26 protein-coding genes are annotated in these 24,342 nt (G+C 72.9%); 9 read left to right on the top strand and 17 right to left on the bottom strand.

Annotated elements, in window-relative coordinates; all coding sequences use genetic code 11:
• Positions 1–5: 5 nt before the first annotated feature.
• The gene (locus tag AC6JBM_RS32570; protein WP_497977845.1) at positions 6–881 is read right to left on the bottom strand and encodes an aldo/keto reductase; all 876 of its coding nucleotides are present in this window, start codon (positions 879–881) and stop codon (positions 6–8) included.
• Positions 881–1,258: a MarR family winged helix-turn-helix transcriptional regulator gene (locus AC6JBM_RS32565; RefSeq protein WP_350622788.1), complete on the bottom strand. Its 378-nt coding sequence runs from the start codon at positions 1,256–1,258 to the stop codon at positions 881–883. Before AC6JBM_RS32565 ends, AC6JBM_RS32570 begins: the two co-directional genes overlap by 1 nt.
• A gap of 108 nt (positions 1,259–1,366) precedes the next feature.
• Here AC6JBM_RS32565 and AC6JBM_RS32560 point away from each other — a divergent pair, with 108 nt between their 5' ends.
• Entirely contained in the window at positions 1,367–2,761 is a 1,395-nt protein-coding gene (locus tag AC6JBM_RS32560; protein WP_497986561.1) for an MFS transporter, read from the top strand.
• Here AC6JBM_RS32560 and AC6JBM_RS32555 read toward each other — a convergent pair.
• The 13 genes from AC6JBM_RS32555 to AC6JBM_RS32495 form a co-directional block, all read right to left on the bottom strand.
• Positions 2,720–3,319, bottom strand: coding sequence for a hypothetical protein (locus AC6JBM_RS32555; RefSeq protein WP_497977844.1), 600 nt, complete (start codon positions 3,317–3,319; stop codon positions 2,720–2,722). The two genes, AC6JBM_RS32560 and AC6JBM_RS32555, sit on opposite strands and share 42 nt — an antisense overlap.
• The gene (locus AC6JBM_RS32550; RefSeq protein ID WP_497977843.1) at positions 3,316–3,720 is read right to left on the bottom strand and encodes a MarR family winged helix-turn-helix transcriptional regulator; all 405 of its coding nucleotides are present in this window, start codon (positions 3,718–3,720) and stop codon (positions 3,316–3,318) included. Before AC6JBM_RS32550 ends, AC6JBM_RS32555 begins: the two co-directional genes overlap by 4 nt.
• Before the next feature lie 309 nt (positions 3,721–4,029).
• A complete protein-coding gene (locus AC6JBM_RS32545) occupies positions 4,030–4,500 on the bottom strand; it encodes a hypothetical protein (protein ID WP_497977842.1) in 471 nt (156 codons plus the stop codon).
• Positions 4,501–4,513: 13 nt separating this feature from the next.
• On the bottom strand, positions 4,514–5,326 hold the full coding sequence (locus tag AC6JBM_RS32540) for an Rv1363c family protein (protein ID WP_497977841.1): 813 nt from the start codon (positions 5,324–5,326) through the stop codon (positions 4,514–4,516).
• Positions 5,327–5,344: 18 nt separating this feature from the next.
• The gene (locus AC6JBM_RS32535) at positions 5,345–6,559 is read right to left on the bottom strand and encodes an MCE family protein (protein WP_497977840.1); all 1,215 of its coding nucleotides are present in this window, start codon (positions 6,557–6,559) and stop codon (positions 5,345–5,347) included.
• Positions 6,556–7,926 (bottom strand): MCE family protein, encoded by a 1,371-nt coding sequence (locus AC6JBM_RS32530; RefSeq protein WP_497977839.1) that lies wholly within the window; start codon positions 7,924–7,926, stop codon positions 6,556–6,558. Before AC6JBM_RS32530 ends, AC6JBM_RS32535 begins: the two co-directional genes overlap by 4 nt.
• Entirely contained in the window at positions 7,923–9,086 is a 1,164-nt protein-coding gene (locus tag AC6JBM_RS32525) for an MCE family protein (protein ID WP_497977838.1), read from the bottom strand. The genes AC6JBM_RS32530 and AC6JBM_RS32525 overlap by 4 nt, the downstream gene beginning before the upstream one ends.
• A gap of 1 nt (position 9,087) precedes the next feature.
• Positions 9,088–10,059, bottom strand: coding sequence for an MCE family protein (locus AC6JBM_RS32520; RefSeq protein ID WP_497977837.1), 972 nt, complete (start codon positions 10,057–10,059; stop codon positions 9,088–9,090).
• On the bottom strand, positions 10,056–11,075 hold the full coding sequence (locus tag AC6JBM_RS32515; RefSeq protein ID WP_497977836.1) for an MCE family protein: 1,020 nt from the start codon (positions 11,073–11,075) through the stop codon (positions 10,056–10,058). Before AC6JBM_RS32515 ends, AC6JBM_RS32520 begins: the two co-directional genes overlap by 4 nt.
• Positions 11,072–12,337 carry an MCE family protein gene (locus AC6JBM_RS32510; RefSeq protein ID WP_497977835.1) on the bottom strand — a complete coding sequence of 422 codons (1,266 nt, stop codon included), beginning with the start codon at positions 12,335–12,337 and terminating at the stop codon, positions 11,072–11,074. The genes AC6JBM_RS32515 and AC6JBM_RS32510 overlap by 4 nt, the downstream gene beginning before the upstream one ends.
• The gene (locus AC6JBM_RS32505) at positions 12,334–13,137 is read right to left on the bottom strand and encodes an MlaE family ABC transporter permease (protein ID WP_497977834.1); all 804 of its coding nucleotides are present in this window, start codon (positions 13,135–13,137) and stop codon (positions 12,334–12,336) included. The genes AC6JBM_RS32510 and AC6JBM_RS32505 overlap by 4 nt, the downstream gene beginning before the upstream one ends.
• A 1-nt stretch (position 13,138) precedes the next feature.
• Positions 13,139–13,888 (bottom strand): MlaE family ABC transporter permease, encoded by a 750-nt coding sequence (locus AC6JBM_RS32500; protein WP_497977833.1) that lies wholly within the window; start codon positions 13,886–13,888, stop codon positions 13,139–13,141.
• Positions 13,885–14,820, bottom strand: a complete 936-nt coding sequence (locus AC6JBM_RS32495) for an ABC transporter ATP-binding protein (protein ID WP_497977832.1) — start codon at positions 14,818–14,820, stop codon at positions 13,885–13,887. The genes AC6JBM_RS32500 and AC6JBM_RS32495 overlap by 4 nt, the downstream gene beginning before the upstream one ends.
• Positions 14,821–14,947: 127 nt before the next feature.
• On the opposite strand from AC6JBM_RS32495, the gene shbA reads away from it, so the two are divergent.
• The 3 genes from shbA to AC6JBM_RS32480 all read left to right on the top strand — a co-directional run bounded on the left by shbA (position 14,948) and on the right by AC6JBM_RS32480 (position 17,501).
• Positions 14,948–15,520 carry an RNA polymerase sigma factor ShbA gene (gene shbA, locus AC6JBM_RS32490; RefSeq protein WP_497977831.1) on the top strand — a complete coding sequence of 191 codons (573 nt, stop codon included), beginning with the start codon at positions 14,948–14,950 and terminating at the stop codon, positions 15,518–15,520.
• 111 nt (positions 15,521–15,631) lie between these two features.
• On the top strand, positions 15,632–16,531 hold the full coding sequence (locus tag AC6JBM_RS32485) for an anti-sigma-D factor RsdA (protein ID WP_497977830.1): 900 nt from the start codon (positions 15,632–15,634) through the stop codon (positions 16,529–16,531).
• A gap of 211 nt (positions 16,532–16,742) precedes the next feature.
• Positions 16,743–17,501, top strand: a complete 759-nt coding sequence (locus tag AC6JBM_RS32480; protein ID WP_497977829.1) for a GNAT family N-acetyltransferase — start codon at positions 16,743–16,745, stop codon at positions 17,499–17,501.
• A gap of 484 nt (positions 17,502–17,985) precedes the next feature.
• Here the strand turns inward: AC6JBM_RS32480 and AC6JBM_RS32475 are convergent, their stop codons facing one another.
• On the bottom strand, positions 17,986–18,144 hold the full coding sequence (locus AC6JBM_RS32475; RefSeq protein WP_497977828.1) for a hypothetical protein: 159 nt from the start codon (positions 18,142–18,144) through the stop codon (positions 17,986–17,988).
• 207 nt (positions 18,145–18,351) lie between these two features.
• On the opposite strand from AC6JBM_RS32475, the gene AC6JBM_RS32470 reads away from it, so the two are divergent.
• Together AC6JBM_RS32470 and AC6JBM_RS32465 are read left to right on the top strand one after the other, a co-directional pair.
• On the top strand, positions 18,352–19,572 hold the full coding sequence (locus AC6JBM_RS32470; RefSeq protein ID WP_497977827.1) for a sensor histidine kinase: 1,221 nt from the start codon (positions 18,352–18,354) through the stop codon (positions 19,570–19,572).
• Between the two features lie 599 nt (positions 19,573–20,171).
• Complete coding sequence (locus AC6JBM_RS32465; protein ID WP_497977826.1) at positions 20,172–20,819, top strand: response regulator transcription factor; 648 nt, start codon at positions 20,172–20,174, stop codon at positions 20,817–20,819.
• A 201-nt stretch (positions 20,820–21,020) separates the two neighbouring features.
• Here AC6JBM_RS32465 and AC6JBM_RS32460 read toward each other — a convergent pair whose 3' ends face one another.
• A complete protein-coding gene (locus AC6JBM_RS32460; protein WP_497977825.1) occupies positions 21,021–22,295 on the bottom strand; it encodes an ATP-binding protein in 1,275 nt (424 codons plus the stop codon).
• Between the two features lie 289 nt (positions 22,296–22,584).
• Here AC6JBM_RS32460 and uraD point away from each other — a divergent pair, with 289 nt between their 5' ends.
• From uraD to pucL, 3 genes are all read left to right on the top strand, one after another.
• On the top strand, positions 22,585–23,079 hold the full coding sequence (gene uraD / locus AC6JBM_RS32455) for a 2-oxo-4-hydroxy-4-carboxy-5-ureidoimidazoline decarboxylase (RefSeq protein ID WP_497977824.1): 495 nt from the start codon (positions 22,585–22,587) through the stop codon (positions 23,077–23,079).
• An 82-nt stretch (positions 23,080–23,161) separates the two neighbouring features.
• A complete protein-coding gene (uraH, locus tag AC6JBM_RS32450) occupies positions 23,162–23,464 on the top strand; it encodes a hydroxyisourate hydrolase (protein WP_497977823.1) in 303 nt (100 codons plus the stop codon).
• A gap of 4 nt (positions 23,465–23,468) precedes the next feature.
• Entirely contained in the window at positions 23,469–24,326 is an 858-nt protein-coding gene (pucL, locus tag AC6JBM_RS32445) for a factor-independent urate hydroxylase (RefSeq protein ID WP_497977822.1), read from the top strand.
• The last annotated feature ends 16 nt before the right edge of the window (positions 24,327–24,342 follow it).

Raw genomic sequence — 24,342 nt, 5'->3', positions numbered from 1 at the left:
CGTCGTCAGGACCAGGCGAGGGAGGACCTGGTGCGCCAGTAGTCGTCCGGCGGTTCAGGGTCCGGGTCGCGGGCGGGGGCCGTGCCCAGGGCGCGCAGGTTGCTCGTGAGCTGGGCGATGGTGGCGGCTCCGGACAGTACGACATCCGTGAACGGCTCGGCGAGCACCGCCGCCAGGGCCTCGGCGTCGCGGGCGGCGAGGCGGCCGTTGGCCATGCCCTCCTTGACGATGACGCGGCGGCCGTCGGCGTGGGCCTCGCGCAGGGCCGGGCCCGCGGAGCGCTCGAGCAGGTTCCACGTCGCCTGTACCGTCCGGAAGAGCGGCGCCCCGTCCACCTCGACGCGCAGGGCCGCGCGGATCGCCTCGGCCTGGCCCGGGCCGCTCACCGAGAGCCCGACGGTGACGCCGGTCGCGGCCAGGTCCGCGAGGAGCCGGTGCAGCGCGCGGTCGGTGAGCGCGGGGCTGCCGGGCGTGACCGAGTGGATCTGGTACAGGTCCAGGCGATCGCCCAGCACCGCGCGGGACTCGGCGAGCTGGCGCTCGAAGGTCGCGGGGGAGTGGTCCTTGGCCTCGTGCACCTCGGCGTCCACGCGCCAGCCGGCGGTGTAGGTGTACCCCCACTTCGAGCCGACCACCACGTCGTCGTGCCCGGGGAGCCAGGCGGCCAGGAACTCCTCGGCGCGGCCGTAGGACCGCGCGACGTCGACGTAGCGGACCCCGGCGGCGTACGCGGCGTCGAGCAGCTCGTGGCTGCGGCGGCGCAGCGCGTCGACCGAGCGCTGCGCGGGCAGGTCGTGGTCGCGGCCCAGGTTGATGTAGCCGGGCCGCCCGACGGCGGCCAGGCCGAGGCCCATGCGGCAGGACGGCGCGATGAACGGCATCAGGCGGGCTGCAGGTGCTCGGCCAGGATCGCCAGGTGGGTCCGGCGGGCGGCGGTGTGCCGCGCCAGGCCCTGTTCGGTGAGGTTCACGAACACGCCGCGGCGGTCGGCCTCGCACAGCGCGCGGGCGACGAGGCCGTGCTTCTCCAGGCGGGCGACGGCGCGGGAGAGGGCGCTCTGGCTCAGGTACATGTCGGCGGCGAGGTCCTGCATGCGGCGCTTCTCACAGTCCTGCGCGACGAGCCGGTCGAGGATCTCGAACTCGCTCAACGTCAGGCCGTGCTCGTCCGACAGCGCCCGCTCCAGGTGGCCCGCGACCTCGTTGTAGCTGGTCAGCAGCGAGCGCCAGCGCTCGATCAGGGCTCCCTCGGACCTCATGGGCGGCATCCTACTCCCTCGCCCAAGATATTGCACACGCATTAAATGTACGAGGATTTAGTGCGTGGACATTGAATGTGCATGCATCTAGTGTCGCCTCTCGTGACCATGACCCTGACGCAAGCCGAGCGAACCCGGACCCCGCAGCGACTCTGGGGCGTGCTCGCGGTGCTGTGCGCCGTGCTGTTCCTCGACGGCCTCGACGTCTCGATGGTCGGCGTGGCGCTCCCGTCGATCGGCGCCGAGCTCGGCCTGTCCACGACCTCGCTGCAGTGGATCGTCAACGGCTACGTGCTCGGGTACGGCGGCCTGCTCCTGCTCGGCGGCCGTACCGCGGACCTGCTCGGCCGGCGCCGCGTCTTCCTCGTCGCGCTCGGCGTCTTCGCCGTGGCCAGCCTCGTCGGCGGGCTCGTCGACGACGGCGGCCTGCTGATCGCGACCCGCTTCGTGAAGGGCCTCGCGGCCGCGTTCACCGCCCCGACCGCCCTGTCCATCCTCACCACCACGTTCCCGGAGGGCCCGGCCCGCAACCGCGCGCTGTCGGTGTTCTCGGTCTTCGGCGCGAGCGGCTACTCCTCCGGCCTCATCCTCGGCGGCCTGCTCACCAGCGTCGGCTGGCGCTGGACGTTCCTGATCCCGGTGCCGCTCGCGGTCGCGGCCCTGGCCGCGGGCGTCGCCCTCATCCCGCGCGACCGCCCCGCGGCCGACGGCGGTCACGACCTGGTGGGCGCCGCGACGCTGGTCGGGGGCATGCTGCTGTCGGTGTACGCCGTCGTCTCCGCCCCGGCCCGGGGCTGGCTGCACCCGGCGACCCTCGGGCTCGCCGCGGCCGCGGTGGCGCTGCTGGCCGCGTTCCTCGTCGTCGAGCGCCGCGTGCCCCATCCGCTCATCCGGCTGAGCATCCTGCGGGCCGGCTCCATCGTGCGGGCGAACCTGGGCATGGTGGCGCTGTTCGGGTCGTACCTCAGCTTCCAGTTCATGATGACGCTGTACCTGCAGGACATCCTGCACTGGTCGCCGCTGCGCATGGCGCTCGCCCTGTTGCCGGCGGGCCTGCTGGTCGCGTTCGGGTCGCCCTTCGTGGGGCGGCTGATCACGCGCTTCGGCACCGCGCCCCTCATCACGGGCGCGATGCTCTCGATGAGCCTCGGCTACGGCTGGTTCCTGCTCACCGCCGGCGACGCCCCGCACTACGCGATCACGACGCTGCCGACGATGCTTCTGCTGGGCGGCGGCTTCGCGTTCGGCTTCAGCTCGATCATGGCCCAGGCCACGGACGGCATCGCGGACGCCGAGCAGGGCCTGGCCTCCGGGCTCGTGCAGACCTCGGGCCAGGTGGGCGCGGCGCTGGTCCTCGCCGTGGTGACGGCCCTGGTCGCGGCGGCGAGCCCGGCCTCGCGCGCGGACTTCAGCCAGTTCCACCCGGGCGTCAACCTGGTGACCGGCGTGGCCGTGGTCGGACTACTGCTGAGCCTGACGCCGCTGGTCCTGCGCCGCCGCTAGAAAGCCCTCGGGATCGTCGGCGTAGCACCGCACCTCGGTGACCGGCCCGCTCGCATCGTCCACGGTGGTCGGTTCGCGCAGCACGACCTCGACGTTGGTCTGCCCCGAGACCGGAATCGACAGCGCGCGCCCGGCGGCGTGCTCCTCGACCTGCAGCATCTCGCTGCCGGCGAGGAGCCGCCGCCGGGCGCGCACCTCGGCGATCGCGGCGCGCGGAACCGTGAGATCGGCGAAGAGGCTGTGCCGGATGCGGATGCCGTCGTCGGTGAGCCGGTGCGGATACACCCGGTAGGACGCGACGATGCCGAGCATCCACAGCAGCCCGTACACGCTGAGCACGTCGACCACGACACGCACGACGAGCCACGGCAGGATGAGGTGCACGGCCACGGTCTCGACCGCGGAGACGATCACGAACGCCCACAGCAGCGGCCGGACCGGCCCGGCGTAGCCGAACCCGTCGCGCGGGCCGCGCCGGGTCACCCACCGGATCAGCGCCTGCCACATCCGCCGTTCGAGCGCCGCGTACCGCCGCATCCGGCTTGGGGGACTGGTCATCCACGCACCCTTTTCAGGATCTCGGCGAGTCCGCGGCCGAGCGCGTCGAGCCGCTCGGCGGGCATGTCGTCGAACAGCAGGCCCGCGAACTCCCGCTGCTCGTCCTCGAGCCGCTCCACCAGGCGCGTGCCGGCCGGGGTGAGTGTGACGAGCGTCGCCCGCCGGTCGGTGGGGTGCGGCTCGCGCGTGACGTGGCCGGCGGCGGCGAGGCCGTCGACGAGGCCGGTCACGTTGCGCGGGGTGACGGCCAGCGCCGTGGCGAGCTCCCGCTGCGTCACCGGCCCGCGGGCGCGCAGCGCCCACAGCACCCCGGCGCGCGCGGCGGTGAGATCGTCATGGGCGAGCCGTCGCTGCATGTCGTCGCCGACGAACACGACGAGCTCGAGCAGCAGCCCGAGCACGCCCTCCGGCTGGGTAATGATGTGCCTCCTACATAGTGTAGTGGCTTCACTATATCCGCCCGGCTAGCCCTCCGCGAGGGCCCAAGCGGCTGATGCCCGCCTTCCCGGAGGTAAGCGGTGGTCGCCCCGCTTGCCGACCTCGCCGTCGGCAAGGGTGTTCGATGGCTGCCGCGATCAGGCAGCCGATCTCAGGCCGCCGTGAGATGACTTCTGGCTCGTCGACGATGCCTGCTGTTCAATCGCTCGGCCTTCTGCAGCAAGTACCTCCCGCCTGAGCGCTGCTGCCTGCTCAGTGCGGCGCGGGGGCGGTCAGACGGCGATGGCGTGGGAGACCTTCCACGCGCCGGCGATCGGGATCATCGTCAGCACCACGCGGTTCTGGTCCACCTTCTCGCCCGTGATGTTGGCGTTGCGGCGGTACTGGTTCACGTAGAGCAGCAGCTCGACGCGTGAGGGCGCGGCGGTCACCACGCCCGTCGCCGAGACCGACGCGCGCACGATCGCCTGCTCCGCCACCGCGTTCGACTTCAGCGCCGCCGTCGTCTGGGCGTACTCGTCGGCGAAGCCGCCCGTCGTGAAGCCCTTCCCGTTGGCCACGCTCGCGTCGAAGCTGCGGTAGTCGTAGGAGAAGATGGCCTGTGCCGCGGCGTTGGCGGCGGCCGTGGACTGGCGCACGGCCACGTCCCGGCGGTGGTGCTCGTCCGAGTAGTACCAGCCGGCGCCGGCCAGGCCCAGGGCCACCACGATTGCCGCCACCAGCGCCCAAGAGCGACGAGTCATGACTGTATCCCTCTCACCCGACGAACTGGAGCTTGGCGACCCGCCAGCGACCCGAGTCGCGGTCGCGGGCCATGTCCACCTGGATGCGGTAGTGCGAGGCGCGGCCCTCCGGGGCCTTGCTGTTGCGCACCGTCGCGTCGACGGCCACGAGGACCACCGCCGCGTCGCGGTCGCCCGAGACGAGGGCGGCCCGCAGCACGGTGCCCTTCGAGTCCACGTTGTTCTCCACCACGGCGGCGCGGACCTGGGCCTGGCCGCGGGTGAACTCGTCGCGGAAGTCGCCCGTCGCGCCGGCCACGATCCGCTGCAGGTCGCGGTCGACGCTCGCCGCGCTCACCGAGACGAAGTCGACCGTCGTCTGCTTGGCCGCGGCCAGCGCCTGCTGGTGGGCCCGGTCCAGGGTGCGGGCGTCGTACCAGCGGTTGCCCAGCACCGCGGCCGCGGCCACCGCCGCGCAGACCAGCAGGGTCAGCAGCGCCGTGGTGAGCGACGGGCGCGCGAGCCGGAAGCGGGGCTTCGGCTCCCGGCGCCGCACCGAGCGGGCGGGCCCCCGCCGGTGCGGCGCCGTTCGCCGGCGAGGACGCTTCCCGGCGTCATCCTCGTCGAGAGCAACGTCTGTGTCGTCCGCAGTGGACTTGAGCTCCGTGACGACCGGCGACAGCACCTCGGGCTCCTCGTCCAGGTGGGACAGGACGTGGGTGAGGGTGTCGCGGCGCTTGGGGATCCGGCGGCGGGTGGCGGCCCGCTGCCGGACGCTTCGGGGGGCGGCGGGGGAGTCGGCGCCGCCCGGCACGAGCCGCAGGCCGCGCTCAGGGGATTCGGACACGGAAGCCTCCAACCAACGTCATGGTGCGAGCCCGGCGAGCAGCAGTTGTTTCCAGGACTGGTCCCCGGCCAGCGCGTACTGCCCGCCGGTCGACCCGAACAGCAGCGGGTTGCCGTCCGAGCCGAGCACGGTGCCCGACCCGGGGTCGTACGAGGGGTCATACGCGGGGTCGCCCGACGAGCCGGGGCGCGGCGCGTTGTTGGTGCCCCGCACGCTCGAGCCGGCCGCCTGATCCGCGCCGCTGCAGCGCGTCGAGCCCGCGTACTTGCACGGCGGCGGATCGTCCACATTGAGCACGAGCCCGAAGTGGGCCCTCCCGTCGCCGGGCGTGACCGTGAAGCCACCGGAGACGGCGAGCGGGTACACCACCAGGATCTGCTCGATGCCGGGCAGGCGCCGGGCCGCGACCCCGTTCACGGCGATGAGGTTGCCCAGCAGCGGGCCGATCGACGGCTCGACCCCGTGGAGCAGGGAGACGAGCTCGCGCGCGGCGGGCGGCGCGTCGGCGATGATGCGGCGCAGGTCGGCGTCGGAGGAGCGCAGCGTCTCGGCGATGCGGGCCAGGCCGGACGCCCACTGCCGGATCGCCTCGGCCGAGTCCTGCTGGGTCCGCAGCACCGTGCGGCCGTCGGCGAGCAGCGTGCGGGTCTGGGGCAGGGTCGCGGTAGCCGAGTCGAGGATCGCCTCGCTCGCGTCGAGCAGGTGCCGCAGCGCCTGCTCGTTGCCCTCGAACGCGGTGCCGAGCTCGTCGATGACGACGCTCAGCGCCTTCGGGTCCACCGACTGTACGAGCGCGTCGAGGTTGGCCAGCAGCGTCTCCGGCGCGAGCGGGACGCCGGTGCGCTCGCGGGGGATGACCGAGCCGTCGCGCAGGTACGGGCCGGTGTCGCCGTCCGGGCGCAGGTCCAGGAACTGCTCGCCGACCGCCGAGCGCTGCCCGACCACGGCCCGGGTGCCGGCCGGGACGAGCACGCCGTCGTCGAGATGCAGCCGGGCGCGGGCGCCGGCGTCGTGCAGCGTCACGGACTCGACCCGGCCCACGGGCACGCCGCGGTAGGTGACGGGCGCGTTCGGGAAGAGCCCGCCGGCCTGGGCCAGATCGGCGTAGACGACGGTGCCACGGCCCAGCAGGCGATCGCCCAGGCCGACGTACTCCAGCCCGACGTACACCATCCCGACGAGCCCGACCACGAGGAAGGCGAGCACCTGCAGCTTGGTGGAGCGACCGATCACGGCAGCAGCCCTCCGCCCAGAACGTCGGTGAGGCCGCCCTGCTGCCCGTTGGTCTGGCCGGTCACCGGGGCCAGCAGGCAGGCGGGGGACAGCGCGGTGCCCGGCGGCAGCAGCGTGCCGGGCGGGAAGACGGTGCCGGGCGGCACGATCCCGCCGGGCGGGATCAGGCTCCCCGCCGGCGCCTTGCTGCCCGGGGGCAGGATCTGGCAGTCCTTCGGCAGCTCGCAGCCCTTCGGCGGCACCCAGCCGGGCGGCAGCAGACCGCCGATCGGCAGGCAGCCCAGCGGGAGCACGCCGACGATCGGCGGGGTGGTGACCGGCGGCTTCGTCTTGTCCGTCGTACCGCCCTTCGGCTGCGAACCGGACGAGGACTGGCCGGCGGGGGACGAGGCCTGAGCCGGGGGAGCGGTCTGCACGAGCAGGTTGGACAGGATCGTGGTGGCGTCGAGGTCGGCGGTCGCGCCGAGGTTCACGTAGTCGCCGACGATCGCGCCGCTGACGTTGGGCGGGAACGGGAACGACAGCAGGAAGTCCAGCGACTTCGGCAGCGCGTCCCCGGCCTTCACCAGCTGCTCGAGGAGTGGCTGGAGCGCCTTGAGCGAGGCCAGGGTGTCGTCCCGGCTCTGCTCGATCACGCGGGTGCCGACCTTGCCCAGGTCCCCGAGCGCGGTCAGGGTCGCGGTGAGCTGCTCGCGCTGCTCCTCGAGCACGGTCAGCCCGGGGGCCAGCGACGACAGGGCGGTACCGATGACGTCGCGCTGCTTGGACAGGGACGTGGTGAGCCGGTCCAGCGCGTCGAGGGCCCGCACGATGTCGGCCTTCTGCGCGTCGAGCCCGCCGACGAACGTGTCGAGCTGGTGCAGGGCGTCCTTCGCGGCCGGCTCGCGGCCCTGGAACGCCTTGGCCAGCTCCTCGTTGATCGTTTTGAGCTGGGCCAGCCCGCCGCCGTTGAGCAGCATGCCGAGCGCGGCGAGCACCTCCTCGACCTCGGCCGAGCGCCGGGTGCGGCTCAGGGGCACGACCGAGCCGTCGCCGAGCCTGCCCTGGGGCGCCTCGGTCGTCGGGGCCTCCAGGGCCACGTACTTCTCGCCGAGGAGGCTGGTCTGGCGCACCGCCGCGGTGGCGTTGCCGGGCAGGCTCACCTTCTGGTCGACCCGCAGCCGCACCCGGGCGGTCCAGCCGGACAGCGAGATCTGCTCCACGCTGCCGACGGTCACGTCGTTCACCTTCACGGCGGCCTGCGGGACGAGGTCGAGGACGTCGGAGAACTCGGCGGTGACCGAGAAACCGTCGCCGGCCGGCGCGCCACCGGGGAGGTTGCAGCCCCCCACGAGCAGGCAGGCCGCGATGACCAGTACCCGTCTCATCGCACACCCCGCAGGATCCCGCCCAGGGTCAGGTCCTGGGTGACCTCGGGCAGCACCGGCAGCGCGGGAGCCTTGGACTGGGCCGCGGGCGTCGAAGGAGACTGCGCCGGGGCGGCCGCCGGGAGGCCCGGGGTCTGGCCGAGCGCGATGCACTCCTTCGGCAGCTGCGGGACGGCCTGCCGCAGGACGCTGCACACATAGGTGGCCGCGTCGTAGGGGCCGAGGGCGTCGTCGCGGGTGTCGAGGGTGCCGGAGCGCGGGTTGTACGCGAGGTTGAGGTTCGACAGCGCGAGCGGCGCCAGGTCGAGGATCTGGATGATCGCCTTCTGCTGCTTGGCGAGGATGCCGGTGACGTCCGCGAGGGCGTCCACGTTGGACACCAGCTCGTCCTTGTTGTCCCGGATGAACGCGGTGACCTGCGACAGCGCCGTGGCCAGCCCGCGCAGGGCCGCGGCCAGGTCGTCGCGCTCGCCGGCGAGCTGCCCGGCGACCTCGGCGAGGCGCTGGTTGAACCCGCGCACCGCGGCGTCGCTCTGGGCCAGGGCGGTCGTGAACGTCTGCAGGTTGACCAGCGTGCCGAAGAGGTCCTGGCGGCCGTCGGCGACCGTGGTCAGCGCCTTGTCGAGCCCCTCGATGGTGGTGTGCAGGTTGTCGCCGTTGCCCCGCAGGTTGGCCTGGCCGGTCTGCACGAGCTGCTTGAGCGCGCCGTCGGCGTTGGCGCCGCCGGGGCCGAGGGCCTCGTTGAAGTCGTTGAGGGCCTTGTAGATGTCGTCGATCTCCATCGGCACGGCGGTGCGCTCGACGGGGAGGTCCGCGCGGTCGGCCAGGGCCGGGCCGCTCGTGTAGGCGGGGGTCAGCTGGACGTACCGATCGCTGACCACGCTCGGCGGGATGATCAGGGCCCGCGCGTCGGCCGGGATGGGCCAGCCGGCGTCGTAGGTCATCTCCACGCGGACCGTCCGGCCCTGCGGGATCACCGCCGTCACCTCGCCGATGCCGACCCCGAGCACCCGCACCGAGGAGCCCTCGTGGATGCCGACCGTGCGGGTGAAGTGGGCGACGAGGCGCCGCTGGGGGTGCCCGGTGGCGGCGATGACGAGGGCCACGGCCGCGCCCACGAGCACGGCGGCGGCGAAGGCGATGATGCGCTTGCGGGTCATGTCAGCCACCACTCCCGGGCAGGAGACCGGCGAGGTAGGAGTCGAACCAGCGCCCGTTGCCGGTGACGTTGGCGAACGCGGCCACGAACGGCCCCATCCGCTGCAGCGTGAGCTCCAGGTTGTCGCGGTTGCGCTGCAGGATGCCGACGACCCCGCGCAGCTCCTTGAGGGCCGGCTCCAGCCGCTGCTTGTTGTCCGACACCACCCCGGCCAGCTGGTTGGCCAGGGCGTTGGTCCCGACGAGCAGGTCGTGGATCGCGTCCCGGCGCTTGCTCACCTCGGTCAGCAGCGCGTCCCCGTCGGCGACGAGCTTGCGGAACTCCTCGTCGCGCTGGGCCAGCACCCCGGTCACCTCGTGGGCGCGGGTCAGCAGCGTGCGCAGCTCGGCGTCGCGGTCGGAGACGGTCTTCGACAGCCGCGACAGCCCGTCCAGGGAAGCCTGCACGCTGCCCGGGGTGTCGGCGAAGGCCTGGGCCAGGGTGGTGAACGCGTCCGCGAGCTGGGTGCTGTCGATCTGGTCGAGGGTGTCGGCGAGCCCGGTGACCGCCTGCACCACGTCGAACGGGGCGGCGGTGCGCTCGAGCGGGATCTCGGCGTCCTCGGCCAGCGTGCCGCCGCCGGCGGGCTCCAGCGCGAGGTACTTCTGCCCGAGCACGGTCTTGATGCGGATCGTCGCGCGGGTGGCGGTGCCGAGCCGGACCCCGTCGTCCTCCAGCCGGAACGTCACGCGCACGTAGGGGCCGCCGCCGCCCCGGGCCAGCCCGACGCCGGTGACCTTGCCGACGCGCACGCCGGCGACCCGGACCTCGTTGCCCGGCGTGAGCCCGCTCGCGTCGCGGAACGCGGCCCGGTAGCTCGTGGCGGTCAGCCCGGTGACGGCGTCGACCTTGAACGCGCCGAGCACGAGCACGCCGAGCACGGCCAGGCCGATCGCGCCGACGACGAGCGGGTTGCGCTCCCGCAGGGGCTTCACGCGGCGCCTCCCGTGCTGCAGCGGGCGGCCGTCGAGGTGAAGGTCGCGGGGTTGACCTTCTGCCCGGCTAGCGTCACCTGGCCGTCGAAGTCGCACAGGTAGAAGTTGAACCACGAGCCGTAGGAGGCGACGCGGGTCAGGTCCGAGTACCGCTGCGGCAGTCCTTCGAGGGTCTTGTCGATGACGCCGGCGTTGTCGTTGAGCGTGCCCGACAGCGTGCCGAGCCGGTCGATGTCGGCCTGCAGGGAGGGCCGGGCGTCCTGCAGCAGCGAGGCGGTGGCCCCGGTGAGCGTGCTCGCGTTGGCGAGGGCGTCGCCGATCGCGGTCCGGTCGGCGGCCAGGCCGGAGACGAACTGCTGCAGCATGACGATCGTGGTGTCCAGGTCGTCGCGGTGCTCGTCCAGTGTGGACAGCACGCTGTTGAGGTTGGTCACGACCCGGCCGATGACCGCGTCCCGGTCGGCGAGCGTGCCGGTCAGCGACGCGGTGCTGCGCAGCAGGCTCGCGACCGTCCCGCCCTCGCCCTGCAGCACCTGGATGATCTCGTACGCGAGCTGGTTCACCGCCTGCGGGGTGAGCGCGGTGAACAGCGGCCGGAACCCGTTGAACAGCACGGTGAGGTCCAGCGCCGGGGTGGTCTGCGACTGCGGGATCGTCTGCCCGGTGCGCAGCGTCTGCCCGCCGCCGGGGCCCTCGCTGAGGGCGACATAGCGCTGGCCGACGAGGTTGCGGTACCGAATCGTCGCCCGCACGCTCGTGGTCAGCGGAATGTCGTCGTCCACGGTGAAGGCGACCTCGGCGATCCGGTTGTCGGCGACGCGGATGTCGCTGACCTCGCCGACCTTCACGCCGGCGATGCGCACGTCGTCCCCGGCGAGCAGCCCGGTGACGTCGGTGAAGCGGGCCCGGTAGCGGGTGCCGCCGCCCGAGAAGGCGCCGAGGGTCTGCGCGAGCAGGGCGGTGAGCAGGATCGTCACCGCCGCGAACGCGCCGAGCTTGAGCAGGTCCCGGATCACTTCGCGTTCACCACCACTCCGCGCAGCAGCGGGCCCCACAGCAGGATCGCGATGTCGGGCACCTCGGCCGGCGGCACGCCGGTGGCCGCGCCGATCAGCGGTTCGAGCAGCTTGCGCTCCTCCTGCGTGCCCGCCTCGGCGGAGGGCGGGGCGACCGTCCCGACCGTCCCGACCGGGAGCTTGGCGGGGCCCGGGCGGGCGGCGCCGTAGTCGTAGCCGTCGTTGATCGGCACGCCGGGCGCGGGCATCTTCGGGTCGGGCAGGCCGCGGCACTCGGGCCCGTTCCTCGCCCCGTAGACCGGCTGGTCGCCGTTGACGTACTTGCCGTTGTCCCGCGTGATCTCCAGCGTGATGTACATCCGGCCGCCGGAGAACACCTGCTCGACCCGCGGCTGCAGCGCGACCAGGCCCTGCATCAGGCACGGGTACTCCGGGGCGTACGCGGCCAGCAGCTCCAGCACCGGGCGGCTGACGTCGCCGACCTTGATGAGCTGGTCGCCGTGGCGCTGCAGGAAGTACGTCGTGGTGTCGGCCGCCGCCGTGGTGTCCGCGTAGAACGTGGCGAGCTGGGCGCGCTGGTCGACCACGGTGTCCGCGGTGACGGAGACGTTGCGCAGCAGGTCGAGCAGGTCCGGCAGGACGCCGTCGTACACGTCCAGCACCGCCGCGAGCCGCCGCACGTCCTCGGCGATGAGCGGCATGTCCTGGTTCAGGGCCTTGAGATAGTCGTCGAGGGTCACCAGGTCGCGGCCGATCTGCTCGCCCTTGCCCTCCAGGGCCGTCGCGAGCGCGCCCAAGGTCGCGGCGAGCTTGTCCGGCTGGATCGCCTGCAGCAGCGGCAGGGCGTCGTCCAGGACCCGCTCCAGTTCCAGGGCGCTCGTGGAGCGGTCCTGGCCGATGACGTCGCCGTCGCGGATGGCCCGGCCGGCGGTGCCCGGCGGCACCAGCGCCACGTATCGCTCCCCGAACAGCGTCTTGGGCAGCAGCCGGGCGCTGACCGCGGCCGGGATCTGCCCGGTGAGGGACGGGTCGAGCGCGAGCCGCAGCGTGGCGCCGGAGCCGTCGCTGCCGATGTCGCGCACCTCGCCCACCACGACGCCGTAGTACTTCACCTCGGCGCCCGGGCTCAGCTGCAGCCCAGTGTGCGCGGTCTTCAGGGTCACCCACGTGACGGGCGTGAAGACCTTGTTGTACTGCAGCACCGCCAGCCCGAGCGCGGCGGTCAGCAGCACGATGAAGGCGAGCCCCAGCAGCCGTCTCATCCGGCGATCCGTACCGTCGTCGTCGCGCCCCAGATGGCCAGCGACAGGAAGAAGTCCACGACGTTCACCGCCACGATGGCCAGCCGCACCGCGCGCCCGACGGCCACGCCCACGCCGGCCGGGCCGCCGCTCGCGGTGTACCCGTAGTAGCAGTGCACCAGCACCACGATCACGCTGAACACCAGCACCTTGCCGAACGACCACAGCACGTCGCCCGGCGGCAGGAACAGGTGGAAGTAGTAGTCGTACGTGCCCGCCGACTGTCCGAAGTAGACGATGGCCATGGTCCGCGTGGCCAGGTAGCTCGACAGCAGCCCGATCACGTAGAGCGGCATCACCGCGATGAGCCCGGCGATCATCCGGGTCGTGACCAGGAACGGCAGCGACGGCACCGCCATCACCTCGAGCGCGTCGACCTCCTCGGAGATCCGCATCGCGCCGAGCCGGGCGGTGAACCCGCAGCCGACCGTCGCCGACAGCGCCAGCGCGGCGACCAGCGGGGAGATCTCGCGGGTGTTGAAGTACGCCGAGACGAACCCGGTGAAGGCGCTGGAGCCGATCTGGTCGAGGGCCTGATAGCCCTGCAGGCCCACCTCGGTGCCGGTGAAGAACGTCATGCAGCAGATGACGCCCACGGTGCCGCCCGCCACGGCGAGCGCGCCGGTGCCGAAGCTGACCTCGGCGAGAAGGCGGAGAATCTCGCGCTTGTACCGCACGATCGCGCGCGGCGCCCAGGCGAACGCGCGCAGGTAGAACGCGAGCTGCCCGCCGAGGTCGTCGAGCCGTTGCAGGATGGCCATGTCAGCTCCCCTTCTGCGGCACGATCTGGAAGTACACGGCCGTGATGACGAAGTTGAGCGCGAACAGCAGCATGAACGTGATGACCACGCTGTGGTTCACCGCGTCCCCGACCCCCTTCGGCCCGCCCTTCGCGGTCATCCCCTTGTACGAGGCCACGAGCGCCGCCACCGCGCCGAACACGAGCGCCTTGATCTCGCCGACGACGAGGTCCGGCAGCTGCCCGAGGGCCTGGAAGCTGGCGAGGTACGCGCCCGGCGTGCCGTGCTGCAGCACCACGTTGAAGAAGTAGCCGCCCGACACCCCCACGACGCTCACGAGCCCGTTGAGCAGCACCGCGACCAGCATCGTGGCCGCCACCCGGGGCGCGACCAGGCGGTGCAGCGGGTCGATGCCCAGCACCTCCATCGCGTCGAGCTCCTCGCGGATCTTCCGCGCGCCCAGGTCGGCGCAGATCGCCGAGCCGCCGGCGCCCGCGATGATGAGCGCGGTCACGATCGGGCCGGCCTCGCGCACGACCGCGAGCACCGACGCGGCGCCGGTGAACGACTGCGCGCCGAGCTGGCGCACCAGCGACCCGAGCTGCAGCGCGATCACCGCCCCGAACGGCACCGAGACGAGCGCGGCCGGCAGGATCGACACCGAGCTGACGAACCAGGCCTGCTGGATGAACTCCCGCACCTGCCACGGTCTCCTGGCCAGGCCGCGCAGCGCGTCCAGCGCGAAGACGAAGAACAGCCCCGTCGCCCTCATGACCGGAACGACCCTTCGGGCGGGGTGACGCCGTTGGCCGCGCACCACTGCCCGGGCGCCCGCTCGGCCCTGCGGCGGCCGCGGTCCGTCGGCTGCAGCTGCAGCGGGATCGGCGGCAGGGGCGGCGGCTCGATGCCCGCCTCGGCCTCGGCCTTGAGCTCGTCGGCGTCCTTCTCCTCGGACATGCCGATCGGGCCGATCCGCTGGGCGTTGAGGAACTGCCGCACCACCGGCTCGGTGCTGGACAGCAGCATCTCGCGCGGGCCGAACATGGCCAGGTGGCCGTGGTAGATCAGCCCGATGTTGTCCGGGACCGTGCGCGCGGTGTTGATGTCGTGCGTGACGATCAGGAACGTGGCGTCGATCTGCTGGTTGAGGTCGATGATGAGCTGGTTGAGGTACGCGGTGCGGACCGGGTCGAGGCCCGAGTCCGGCTCGTCGAACAGCACGATCTCCGGATCGAGCACGAGCGCGCGGGCCAGCCCCGCGCGTTTGCGCATCCCGCCGGAGATCTCGCTGGGCAGCTTGCCCTCGGCGCCGGTCAGCCCGACCATGTCGAGCTTCTCGGCGACGATCTCGCGCACCTCCCGCTCCGGCTTGCGCGTGTGCTCGCGCAGCGGGAAGGCCACGTTGTCGTAGATGTTCATGGACCCGAACAGCGCGCCGTCCTGGAAGAGGACGCCGAAGAGCTTGCGGACCTCGTACAGCTCCCGCTCCCGCAGGCGCGTGAGGTCGTGCTCGCCGATGAGGATCGCGCCCCGGTCGGGCTTGAGCAGCCCGACGAGCGTCTTGAGGAACACCGACTTGCCCGTGCCCGAGGGCCCCAGCAGCACCGAGATCTCCCCGGCGGGCAGGGTCAGCGTGACGTCGGACCACACGGGCTGGGCGCCGAAGGACTTCGTCAGCCCCTCCACGTGCACCTCGACGCCCATGTCGCTCCTCCGTTGGTAGCGCGGTTCATGGGTTGCATCGCGGCGGCCGCGCGGGGCGTAACAGCCACCACGGAAAAATTTCTCCCGGGTGGTGCTCCCGGGCCGGTCCGGTTACCGTGCGTTCACGATGACGGCCACAATCGACCCGGGGCTCGTCGGCCGCGCCGTGCGGTCCGAGCCGGAGGCCACGGCGGAGCTGCTGGAGCAGCTGCGGCCGGGCGTGGTGCGCTACTGCCGCGCCAAGCTCGGGCGCGTCGGCGGCGCGTACACGACCGCCGACGACGTGGCCCAGGAGGTCTGCATCGCGCTGCTGCGGGCCCTGCCGCGGTACCGTGACCAGGGCCGTCCCTTCACCGCGTTCGTCTACGCGATCGCCGCGCACAAGGTCGCCGACGCCCAGCGCGCCGCGGTGCGCGACCCCGGCCCGATCCCGACCTTCCCCGACAGCCCCGACGGCGCGCCCGGGCCCGAGCAGCAGGCCGTGAGCACCGACCTGGCCCGGCGCCTCTCGGCCCTGCTCGCCCGCCTGCCCGAGGCCCAGCGCGAGATCGTCGTGCTGCGGGTCGCGGCCGGCCTCTCCGCCGAGGAGGTCGGCGTGATCGTCGGGATGTCGGCGGCGGCGGTGCGGGTGAACCAGTCGCGCGCCCTGGCCAAGCTGCGCACCATGGCCGGGGACTCGCTGGGGGAGGTGGCGGCGTGACGGCGCTTCCCTTCGGCGGTCCGGTCGTTGGTCCGGGCGCCCGCTTCGGCGGTCCGGTCGTTGGTCCGGGCGCCCGCTTCGGCCTGTCTACGCTGGTGGGGGGATGACGGCATGACGGATCGAGGTGACATGGACAGCAGCGGCGAGGCGCCGGTCGATCTGGCGACGGTTCGCGCCGACGACGCGCTGCTGGACGCCCTCGCCCGCGGCTCGCGCCCCGCGTCCCCGTCCCCGTCTCCCGCCGACGACGCGTTGACCGGCCTGCTCGCGGACTGGCACGACGAGCTCTCGGCGGATCTGCCCGATTTCGACCTGTCGTCCGAGCCCTCCTCCGGCGACGCCCTGCCCGACCTCCCCGAGCTGCGCACCGCCGCCCCCGATACCGCCGGCACCCAGGAACTGCCGGTCGTCGCCCCGCGCCCCCGCCGCCGCCCCGGCTCGGCCCTGCGCCGGACCTTCGCGGCGGTCGCGGCCGCCGTCGTGATCCTCGGCGGCCTGGCCCTGGGCGCCGAGCGGTCGAGCCCGAGCGGCCCCCTGTGGCCCTTGACCCAGGTGTTGTACCCGGAGCAGGCCCACGCCCGCGCCGCCGAACAGGCCATCGCCGAGGCCGCGGACGCGATCGCCGCCGCGAGGTGGGGCGACGCGCGGCGCCTCCTGGACACCGCCACGGGCGAGGCCGAGCAGGTCGACAACGCCGGCACCCGCCGGCGCCTCCTGGACCGGATCGCCGACCTGCGCTCCCAGCTGCCGTCCGTGACCCCGCCGTCCGCATCGCCGACGACCGAGCCGGCCCCGACCACGGAGGCGGCCCCCGCGACCCCGACGCCGGCCCCGGGCGCGGCGACACCGGGCGCAACGACACCGGGGGCGAACCCGACGAAGACGCCGGGCGGCAACGGCGAGATCCTGCCCGGGCTGCCGACCCAGATCGTCCCGACGGGTCCGGGGGGCCTGCCGCTGCCGACCCGGATCCTCCCGTCCGTCCCAGGTCTTCCGCTGCCCACGCTGTGAGCATGCTGCCCAGACCCGGCCGCGCCTGGATCGCGCCGGTGGGCCCGCTGCCCACGTTGCGATCGTGTTCCCGCACCCGCCGCGCCGGGTGGCCCGCTGCCCACGCTGTGATCGTGTTCCCGGACCCGGCGGCGCTGGGTGGGCGCCGGTCGGGCGACGTGATCGCGGAAATCGCTTGCGCGCGCGGCTCGGTGGGGTATCGGGTGGCGGTATGGACGTGAACGAGATCCTCGCGCGCTTCGACCGGGAGATTCGCCAGCAGCCGCGGGAAGGCCCCGGCGCCTTGGTCGAGCACGACCCCGGCGTGGTGCGCGTGGTCAACGCCGCCGACGGCTGGACCGGCATCCCGTGGTCCGGCCTCGGCGACCTCGACGCGGACGCGGTGATCGCGGCCCAGATCCAGCGATTCGCGGAGGCCGGCGTCCCCTGGGAGTGGAAGCTGTACTCCCATGACCAGCCCCGCGACCTGGCCGACCGTCTCCTGGCCGCGGGCTTCGAGCCCGGCCCGGCCGAGGCGCTGCTCGTCGCCGAGGTCGATGCCCTGCCGCAGGAGCCGAGCCCGCCCGAGGGGGTGCGCCTGGTGCCGGTGACCGATGCCCGGGGAGCCGAGCTCGTGGTCCGCATCCACGACGATGTCTTCGGCGGCGACCATGCCGCCATCGGCCGCACGCTGCTGGAACGCCCGGACGACGTGAAGGCCGTCGTCGCCATGGCCGGTGACCGCCCGATCTGCGCCGGCCGGATCGAACTGCACCGCGGCACCGAGTTCGCGAGCCTCTGGGGCGGCGGCACCGACCCGCAGTGGCGCGGGCGCGGGGTGTTCAAGGCCGTGGTCGCGTGGCGGGCCGCCCTGGCCGCGGAGGCCGGGTTCCGCTATCTGCAGGTCGACGCGAGCGATGACAGCCGGCCGATTCTGCAGCGGCTGGGCTTCGAGCGCGTGGCCACCACGATCCCGTTCGTACACGGCTGACGAGCCCTTCCACAGCACCGCCCTCCCGCACGTCGTTTCCGCCTCCCGCACGTCTTGTCCCGCGCGTTTGTGCAGCACCTCGCGCACGCGCGCCTGTTGCGTGCGCGTTTGCGCAGCGCCGCCTTCCTGCACGTCCTTTCCGCGTCCCGCTTTCCGCGTCCCGCACGTCCTTTCCCGCGCGTTTGTGCAGCACCTCGCGCACGCGCGCCCGTTGCGTGCGCGTTTGCGCAGCACCGCCCTCCCGCACGTCCTTTCCCGCGTCCCGCACGTCCTTTCCTGCGCGTTTGCGCAGCACCTTGCGCGCATGCGCCCCTCATGCGCGTTTGCGCATCGCCTCGCCCGCGCGTGTCTGTTCGTGCGCGCCTGGCGTGCGTTTCTGCCGCGGCTCGGCCACTTGCGGCACGCTCGGACATGGCGCCTTGCGCACTCGTGCAGGTCGCGGTGCGTCCGCGTGGGCAACGCGCGTCGCCCCCCGGCAACGGGGCTAGGACTGGCCGCGGTAGTGGCGTAGGACCAGGGCGCCTCCGCAGGCGAGCACGACCACGCCGAAGACGGCGCCCAGGAGTGGGTTCACAGTGGACAGTGCGGCGTTGAGCACGGCCGCGACGGCGAGGGCGATCCACAGCATTCGGTTCTTCGTCATGCCGATGACGCTACGGCCGCCGCCGGTCGCGATCGATGCCGTGCGCTGTCCGCCCGGGGTATAGCAGGCTGTACTTTCCGGCATTCGCCCGGCCGCGGCCCGAGCCGCATTCGCCCAGGTGGGACGGCTTGTAGGCGAGGTCCCGGCGACGTTCGGGGCGGGGAGAGCGCCGCGCGGGGCGGAGGCGGGAGCCTGTACGTTCGGCGCATGGCTCAGGTCAGGCTCCGGGCCGCCCTCGATGCGCTGGAGCGGCTCGTCGGCGGGCTCGGTACCGCGTTCCTCGCGCTCATCGCGCTGCTCACGACCGCGGCGACGGCGATCGCGTGCGTGGTCGGCATCGGCATCGTGCTGGTGCCGTTCGCGGTGCGGCTGGTGCGCGTGGTCGCCGACCGGGAGCGGGACCGGCTCTCCAAGACCGGGCCGGAGCTGCTCGGCCATCTGCCCGCCCCGACCCGGCTGCGCGACGCCGTCGCCGATCGCGCGGTTCGGCGGGAGCTGGCGTGGGCGGCGGTACACGGGAGCGGCGGTCTTCTGCTCGGCATCTTCGCCATCGCGCTGCCGATCAACGTGCTGCGCGACGGGTCGTTCCCGCTCTGGTGGCGGCTCGTCCCGCCGGACGCGGCCACCTCGTCGATCGGCTTCCCGCAGGTCCACGACACCCGCGGCGCGCTCTTCGTGTCGGCCCTCGCGCTCGTGTGGCTGTTCCTGGTCTTCTACGCCACGCCGCTGATGGCCCGCCTCCAGGAGGCGCCCGGCCGCCGGCTGCTCGCGCCCGCGCCCGGCACCGATCTGCTGCTGCGCGTCGCCGAGCTCACCGCGACCCGAGCCGCCGCGCTCGACGCCCACGCCACCGAGCTGCGCCGCATCGAGCGCGCGCTGCACGACGGCACCCAGAACCGCATCGTGGCCGTCAACGTGCTGCTCGGCGCCGCGCGGCGGGCCGTGGCCAAGCACCCGGAGCGGGCCGACGAGATCCTGGAACGAGCCCAGGGCGCGGCCGAGGCGGCGCTGGCCGACCTGCGCGCGGTGGTCCGCACCATCCTGCCGCCGGTACTGACCGACCGCAGCCTGCCCGACGCGCTGCGCTCCCTGGCCGCGAACTGCGCCGTGCGGGTCGACGTCGACGCGGACCTGCCGGTGCGGTGCGCGGCCTCGGTGGAGGCGACCGCGTACTTCGTTGCCGCCGAGGCCCTCACCAACGTCGCCAAGCACAGCGGCGCGGAGCACGCCACGCTCCGCCTGCGCCGTGCCGGGGACCGCCTGCACCTGACCATCACCGACGACGGGCACGGCGGCGCGGACGAGCACGGCGGCTCCGGCCTGACCGGCATCCGGCAGCGCGTCGCGGCCCACGACGGGACCGTGGAACTGAGCAGCCCACCGGGCGGCCCGACGGTCCTGAGCGTGAGCATCCCGTGCGGATCATGACCGCAAGCAATGGCGCGCGCAACGCCACGGACGCCACGTGCGACGGCGCGCGCAACGCCAAGCGCGACGGCGCGAGCGGTCCCGCGCGCAACGGCTTGCGCAATGCCACGAACGCCGCGCGCAATGCCATGCGCGACGGCGCGCGCAACGTCACGAACGCCGCGCACGACGGCGCGAGCAGCGCCACGCGCAACGGTGCACGCAACGCCACGCGCAACGGCGCGTCTGACGGCGCGTCTGACGGCGCGAGCCGCACGGGCGCGGCGACACGCGCAACGGCACGCTGGAGAGCGCGAGGAGCAGCGTGGGTGGCGACACGCGCAACGACACGCGTGACGCTGCACGAGGCGGGGAGCATCGCGACACGCGCAACGACACGCGGGACGGTGCAGGAAGCGGCGTGTGTGGCTGCGCGCGCGAGGCGGTGCAGGCAACAAACGTGCGTGGCGGTGCGCGAGACGGTGCGCGCAACAACGTGCGTGGCGATGCGCGGCCCTGCGCGAGGAGCGGCGCGTGGCGGCGTGCGATGCGGCGCGAGAATCGTGACGAGAAGCGTCGCAAGCGGCGGCGTACCCGGCGAGTCTGAGAGTGAGCATGCTGTGCGGATCGTGATTGCCGAGGACGACGCCCTGCTGCGGGAGGGGCTCGCGATGCTCCTGCGGGCCGAGGATCTCGACGTCGTCGCCACCACCGACAACCCGACCACGTTCCTCGCCGCCGTCGACGAATATCAGCCCGACGTCGCGATCGTCGACGTGCGGATGCCCCCGACCCACACGGACGAGGGCATCGTGGCCGCGGTCGAGGCGCGCCGCCGCCGGCCGGAGCTTGCGGTGCTGGTCCTTTCGGCGTACGTCGAGCAGGCCTTCGCCACCGACCTCCTCACCAGCGGGGGCTCACGGCTGGGCTATCTGCTCAAGGAGCGGGTCGGCCGCGTCGAGGAGTTCCTGACCGCCCTGCATCGAGTCGCCGACGGCGGCACCGCGATCGACCCGGACGTCGTCGCGCAGCTGCTCAGCCGCAGCCGGCCCGACGCCCGGCTGGAGCGGCTGAGCGCCCGCGAGCGCGAGGTACTCGCCCTGATGGCCGAGGGCCTCGGCAACACCGCGATCGCCGAGCGCCTCTTCGTGACCGAGGGGGCCGTGCACAAGCACATCCGCAGCATCTTCGCCAAGCTGGAGCTGGCTCCCGACGACCGCACCGACCGCCGGGTGGCCGCGGTGCTGCACTACCTCGAAGCCTCCTGAAGCGGGCGCCGCAGCGACGAACGCGGCCACGAACGTGCGCGATGCGGCCACAAATGCGCACCTAGCGACCAGGAACATGCCCGGCAGGGACGCGGCCATGAACGTGCGGGGGCGAGGGCGCAAGAACGAGCGTGCGCGGCGCGCGCGTAAGAAACGAACGGGCGTGGCGCGGGCGCCAGAGACGAGTCGGCGCGGCCGGTGTCAGGTCAGGCGCGTGATCGCGGCGAGCAGCTCGGCCTGCGTGATCGGGGCGGCCGACCCGCTGCGAGCCTCGCTCATCGCCTTGTCCAGCTGCGCCCGCCGCAAGGCCTCCTTGAGGTCCGCGCCCGTCAGGCCCGTCGCCGCGGCCGCGAGGGTGTCCAGGTCCACGTCGTCGGCGAACATGCGGAAGGCGGTCGTCTCGTGCCGGGCGATCAGGCCCCGGATGAGCTTGCCCAGGATTTCGGCTCGGGCGCGCGGGCCCGGCGGGGGCACGGCCAGCTTCAGGTCGAAGCGGCCGGAGCGCACGAGTGAGGCGTCCACGCGGTCCGGGAAGTTCGTCGTCGCCACCACGATGACGTTCGGGTTGGCCTCGATGAGCGTGTTCATCTCCTGCTTGAAGATGCCCGCCACCGCGTTGATCATCTGGCCGGCGGCGTCGAAGGCGGCGCCCGTGTAGGTGATGATCGAGTCGAACTCGTCGAAGAGCAGGACCGTCGGGCGGCGCAGGGAGCGGGCCTCGGTGAAGATGCGCTGGATGTTCTTCTCCGAGTTGCCGACCCACTTGTCGAGGATCTCGGGGGTGCGGATCTCGCGCAGGTCGCCGTCGATCTCGTTCGCGAGGGCCTGGGCGAGCATGGTCTTGCCGGTGCCGGGCGGGCCGTAGAGGAGGATGCCCTGCGGCCGGGTGGCGCCCCAGCGGGCCATCACGTCCGGGTGGCGGAACGACACGGCGACGTCGCGGAACTGTGCCACCACGTCCTCGAGGCCGCCGACATCGTCCAGGCGCACGCCCTCGGGGCCGGCCGGGGCGGCGGCCGCGGGGCTCACCGTGACCGGGCCGGAGGAGCCGGTCAGCTCCATGACGGCGAGGACGAGGGCGGGGAGGGAGGCTGAGCGCAGTACGAGATCCGGGCCGTCCTCTTCGACGTCGACTGCCGGATCGTGCACGTCGGCGGCGCGAGCGGGGCGGGCACTGCGCGCGAGGCCGACCGCGATGATCGTGCCGAGCACGGCGCCGGGCAGTCCGAGCAGGCGGAACAGGGCGCCGCCGGCCGCGCCGCCCGCGAAGACCCTCGCGAACGCAGGCAGGTTGAAGGCGCCGCGGACCCAGCGGGCCCGGTAGCCCTCGCCGTCGACGACGATCTCGACTCCGCGGTGCGGCAGGTCGTGCCCGACCACGTCGCCGGCCGCGAGCAGGTGCCCGTCGACGACGCGCACCACCCGCCCGCCGACGTCGATGACCTCGACCGCGGGCCGCAACTGATTGTCGGCCATGTGTTCGAGTCTGCCACGGCTCGGCGCCGTTCGATGCCGCCCGAAGGCATCCGGCCGGGCGACGGTAGTGGGGCGGGGGCCGGTGGCGAATGGGGCCGACGGCGAAAAATCAGGGACGTTTCTGTTCGATGCCGCGGGGGCGGGGGCGGTGGCGAATGGGGCCGGCGGCGAAAAAACGGGGATGTTTCCGAACCAGGCACCGGACAAAACGCGGATACTGGACATGATCGCGAAGGTCTGGACATGAAACATCCCCGGAGTACTGTCCCGGGGATAGGAGAGGGGTGCCATGCTCGACCGGTTCAACGGCCTCGCGCCTGAGGCCGCCGAGAAGGCCCTGCTCGCCTGCTGTGCGTCGCCGGGCTGGGCCGCCCGGGTGGTCTCCCGGCGGCCGTATCAGACGCCCGCCGACCTGGTCGTGGCGGGTGTGACAGCATTCGATGAGCTCGGCTGGGCGGATCTGCAACGTGTCCTCGCCGCGCATCCGCGCATCGGCCGACGACCTTCCGGCGACGGTACCGAAGCCGCCTGGTCCCGTCGCGAGCAGTCCGGCGTCGAGGGCGCCGACGACGAGCTGGCCGAGGTCAACGAGGCCTACGAGCGCCGCTTCGGCCACCTGTTTCTGATCTTCGCCAGCGGCAAGTCGGCCGACGAGGTGCTCGCGGCGGCCCGTGGCCGGCTGCGCAACGACGACGACACCGAGCAGGTCGTGGTCCGTGGCGAGCTCCGCAAGATCGTCGAGCTGCGGCTGGAGCGCCTGGCGGAGGAAGCCGAGGCCGCATGAGCAGACCGCAGCGAAGCGCGCGACACCGGGGCGAAGCCGGAGTGCAGGCCGAAGCCGGGTCCAGAGCCGGGGCCGGGGTCGCATGAGCCTGTCCACGCACGTGCTGGACACGGCCCGCGGCATCCCGGCCGCGGGTGTGCCGGTCAGGCTCGAAACGGCCGAGCGGATCTTCGTCGGTGACGGGTTCACCGACGTTGACGGCCGCGTGCGCTGGGACGACGTCGGCACGGGCCGCTACCGGCTGATCATCGACACCGCGGCCTACCTCGGCCCCGACGCCTTCTTCCCCGAGGTGTCGATCGTGTTCACCATCGCCGACGCCCGCCATCACCACGTCCCGCTGCTGCTGAGCCCGTTCGGATACTCCACCTACCGAGGGAGCTGAGCAGGTGCCGACCTTCGAGCTGGGCCCCAACCAGTACGGCAAGGCCGAGACGCGCCTGGTGCGCGTCGAGCGCGCCGCGGACGGGGATCGCCTCACCGACCTCAACGTGAGCGTCGCCCTGCGCGGCGACCTCGCGGCCAGCCACCTGACCGGCGACAACGCGGCCGTCCTGCCCACCGACACGCAGAAGAACACGGTCTACGCCTTCGCCCGCGAGTTCGGGATCGCGAGCATCGAGGCGTTCGCGGCCCGGCTCGCCGAGCACTTCGTGGCCACCCAGCCGACGATTCACGAGGCCAGGGTCACGATTCAGCAGTACCCCTGGCAGAGCCTCGACGCCAAGCACGCCTTCCGCCGCGACGGGAGCGAGATCCGCACCGCCACCGTCCACCATGGACACTACGGGACCCGGGTCGTCTCCGGCATCACCGGGCTCGTGCTGCTGAAGACCACGGACTCGGAGTTCCACGGGTACCTCAAGGACCGCTACACCACCCTGCCCGAGACCCGCGACCGGATCCTCGCCACGTCGGTGGACGCGACCTGGCGCACCGCCGAGGGGTTCACGGATCCCGGGCCCGCGAGAGCGGCAATGGTCGAGGCGTTCGCCGACACTTACAGCCTCGCCCTGCAGCAGACCCTGTTCGCGATGGGCTCGCGGGTGCTGCGGCACTGCCCGGACGTGGTCGAGGTGAAGCTCTCGCTGCCCAACCGGCACCACTTCCTCGTCGACCTGGCGCCGTTCGGGCTCGACAACCCCAACGAGGTCTACTACGCGGCCGACCGTCCGTACGGGCTCATCGAGGGCGTCGTGCGCCGCGACGGGGTCGCGATCCCGGAGGAGGTCGTGTGGACTTTCTAAACCCATCCACCGGCGG

It is taken from the genome of Dactylosporangium thailandense (genome assembly GCF_059739745.1).
This window is presented reverse-complemented; position numbering and strand designations above follow the sequence as displayed.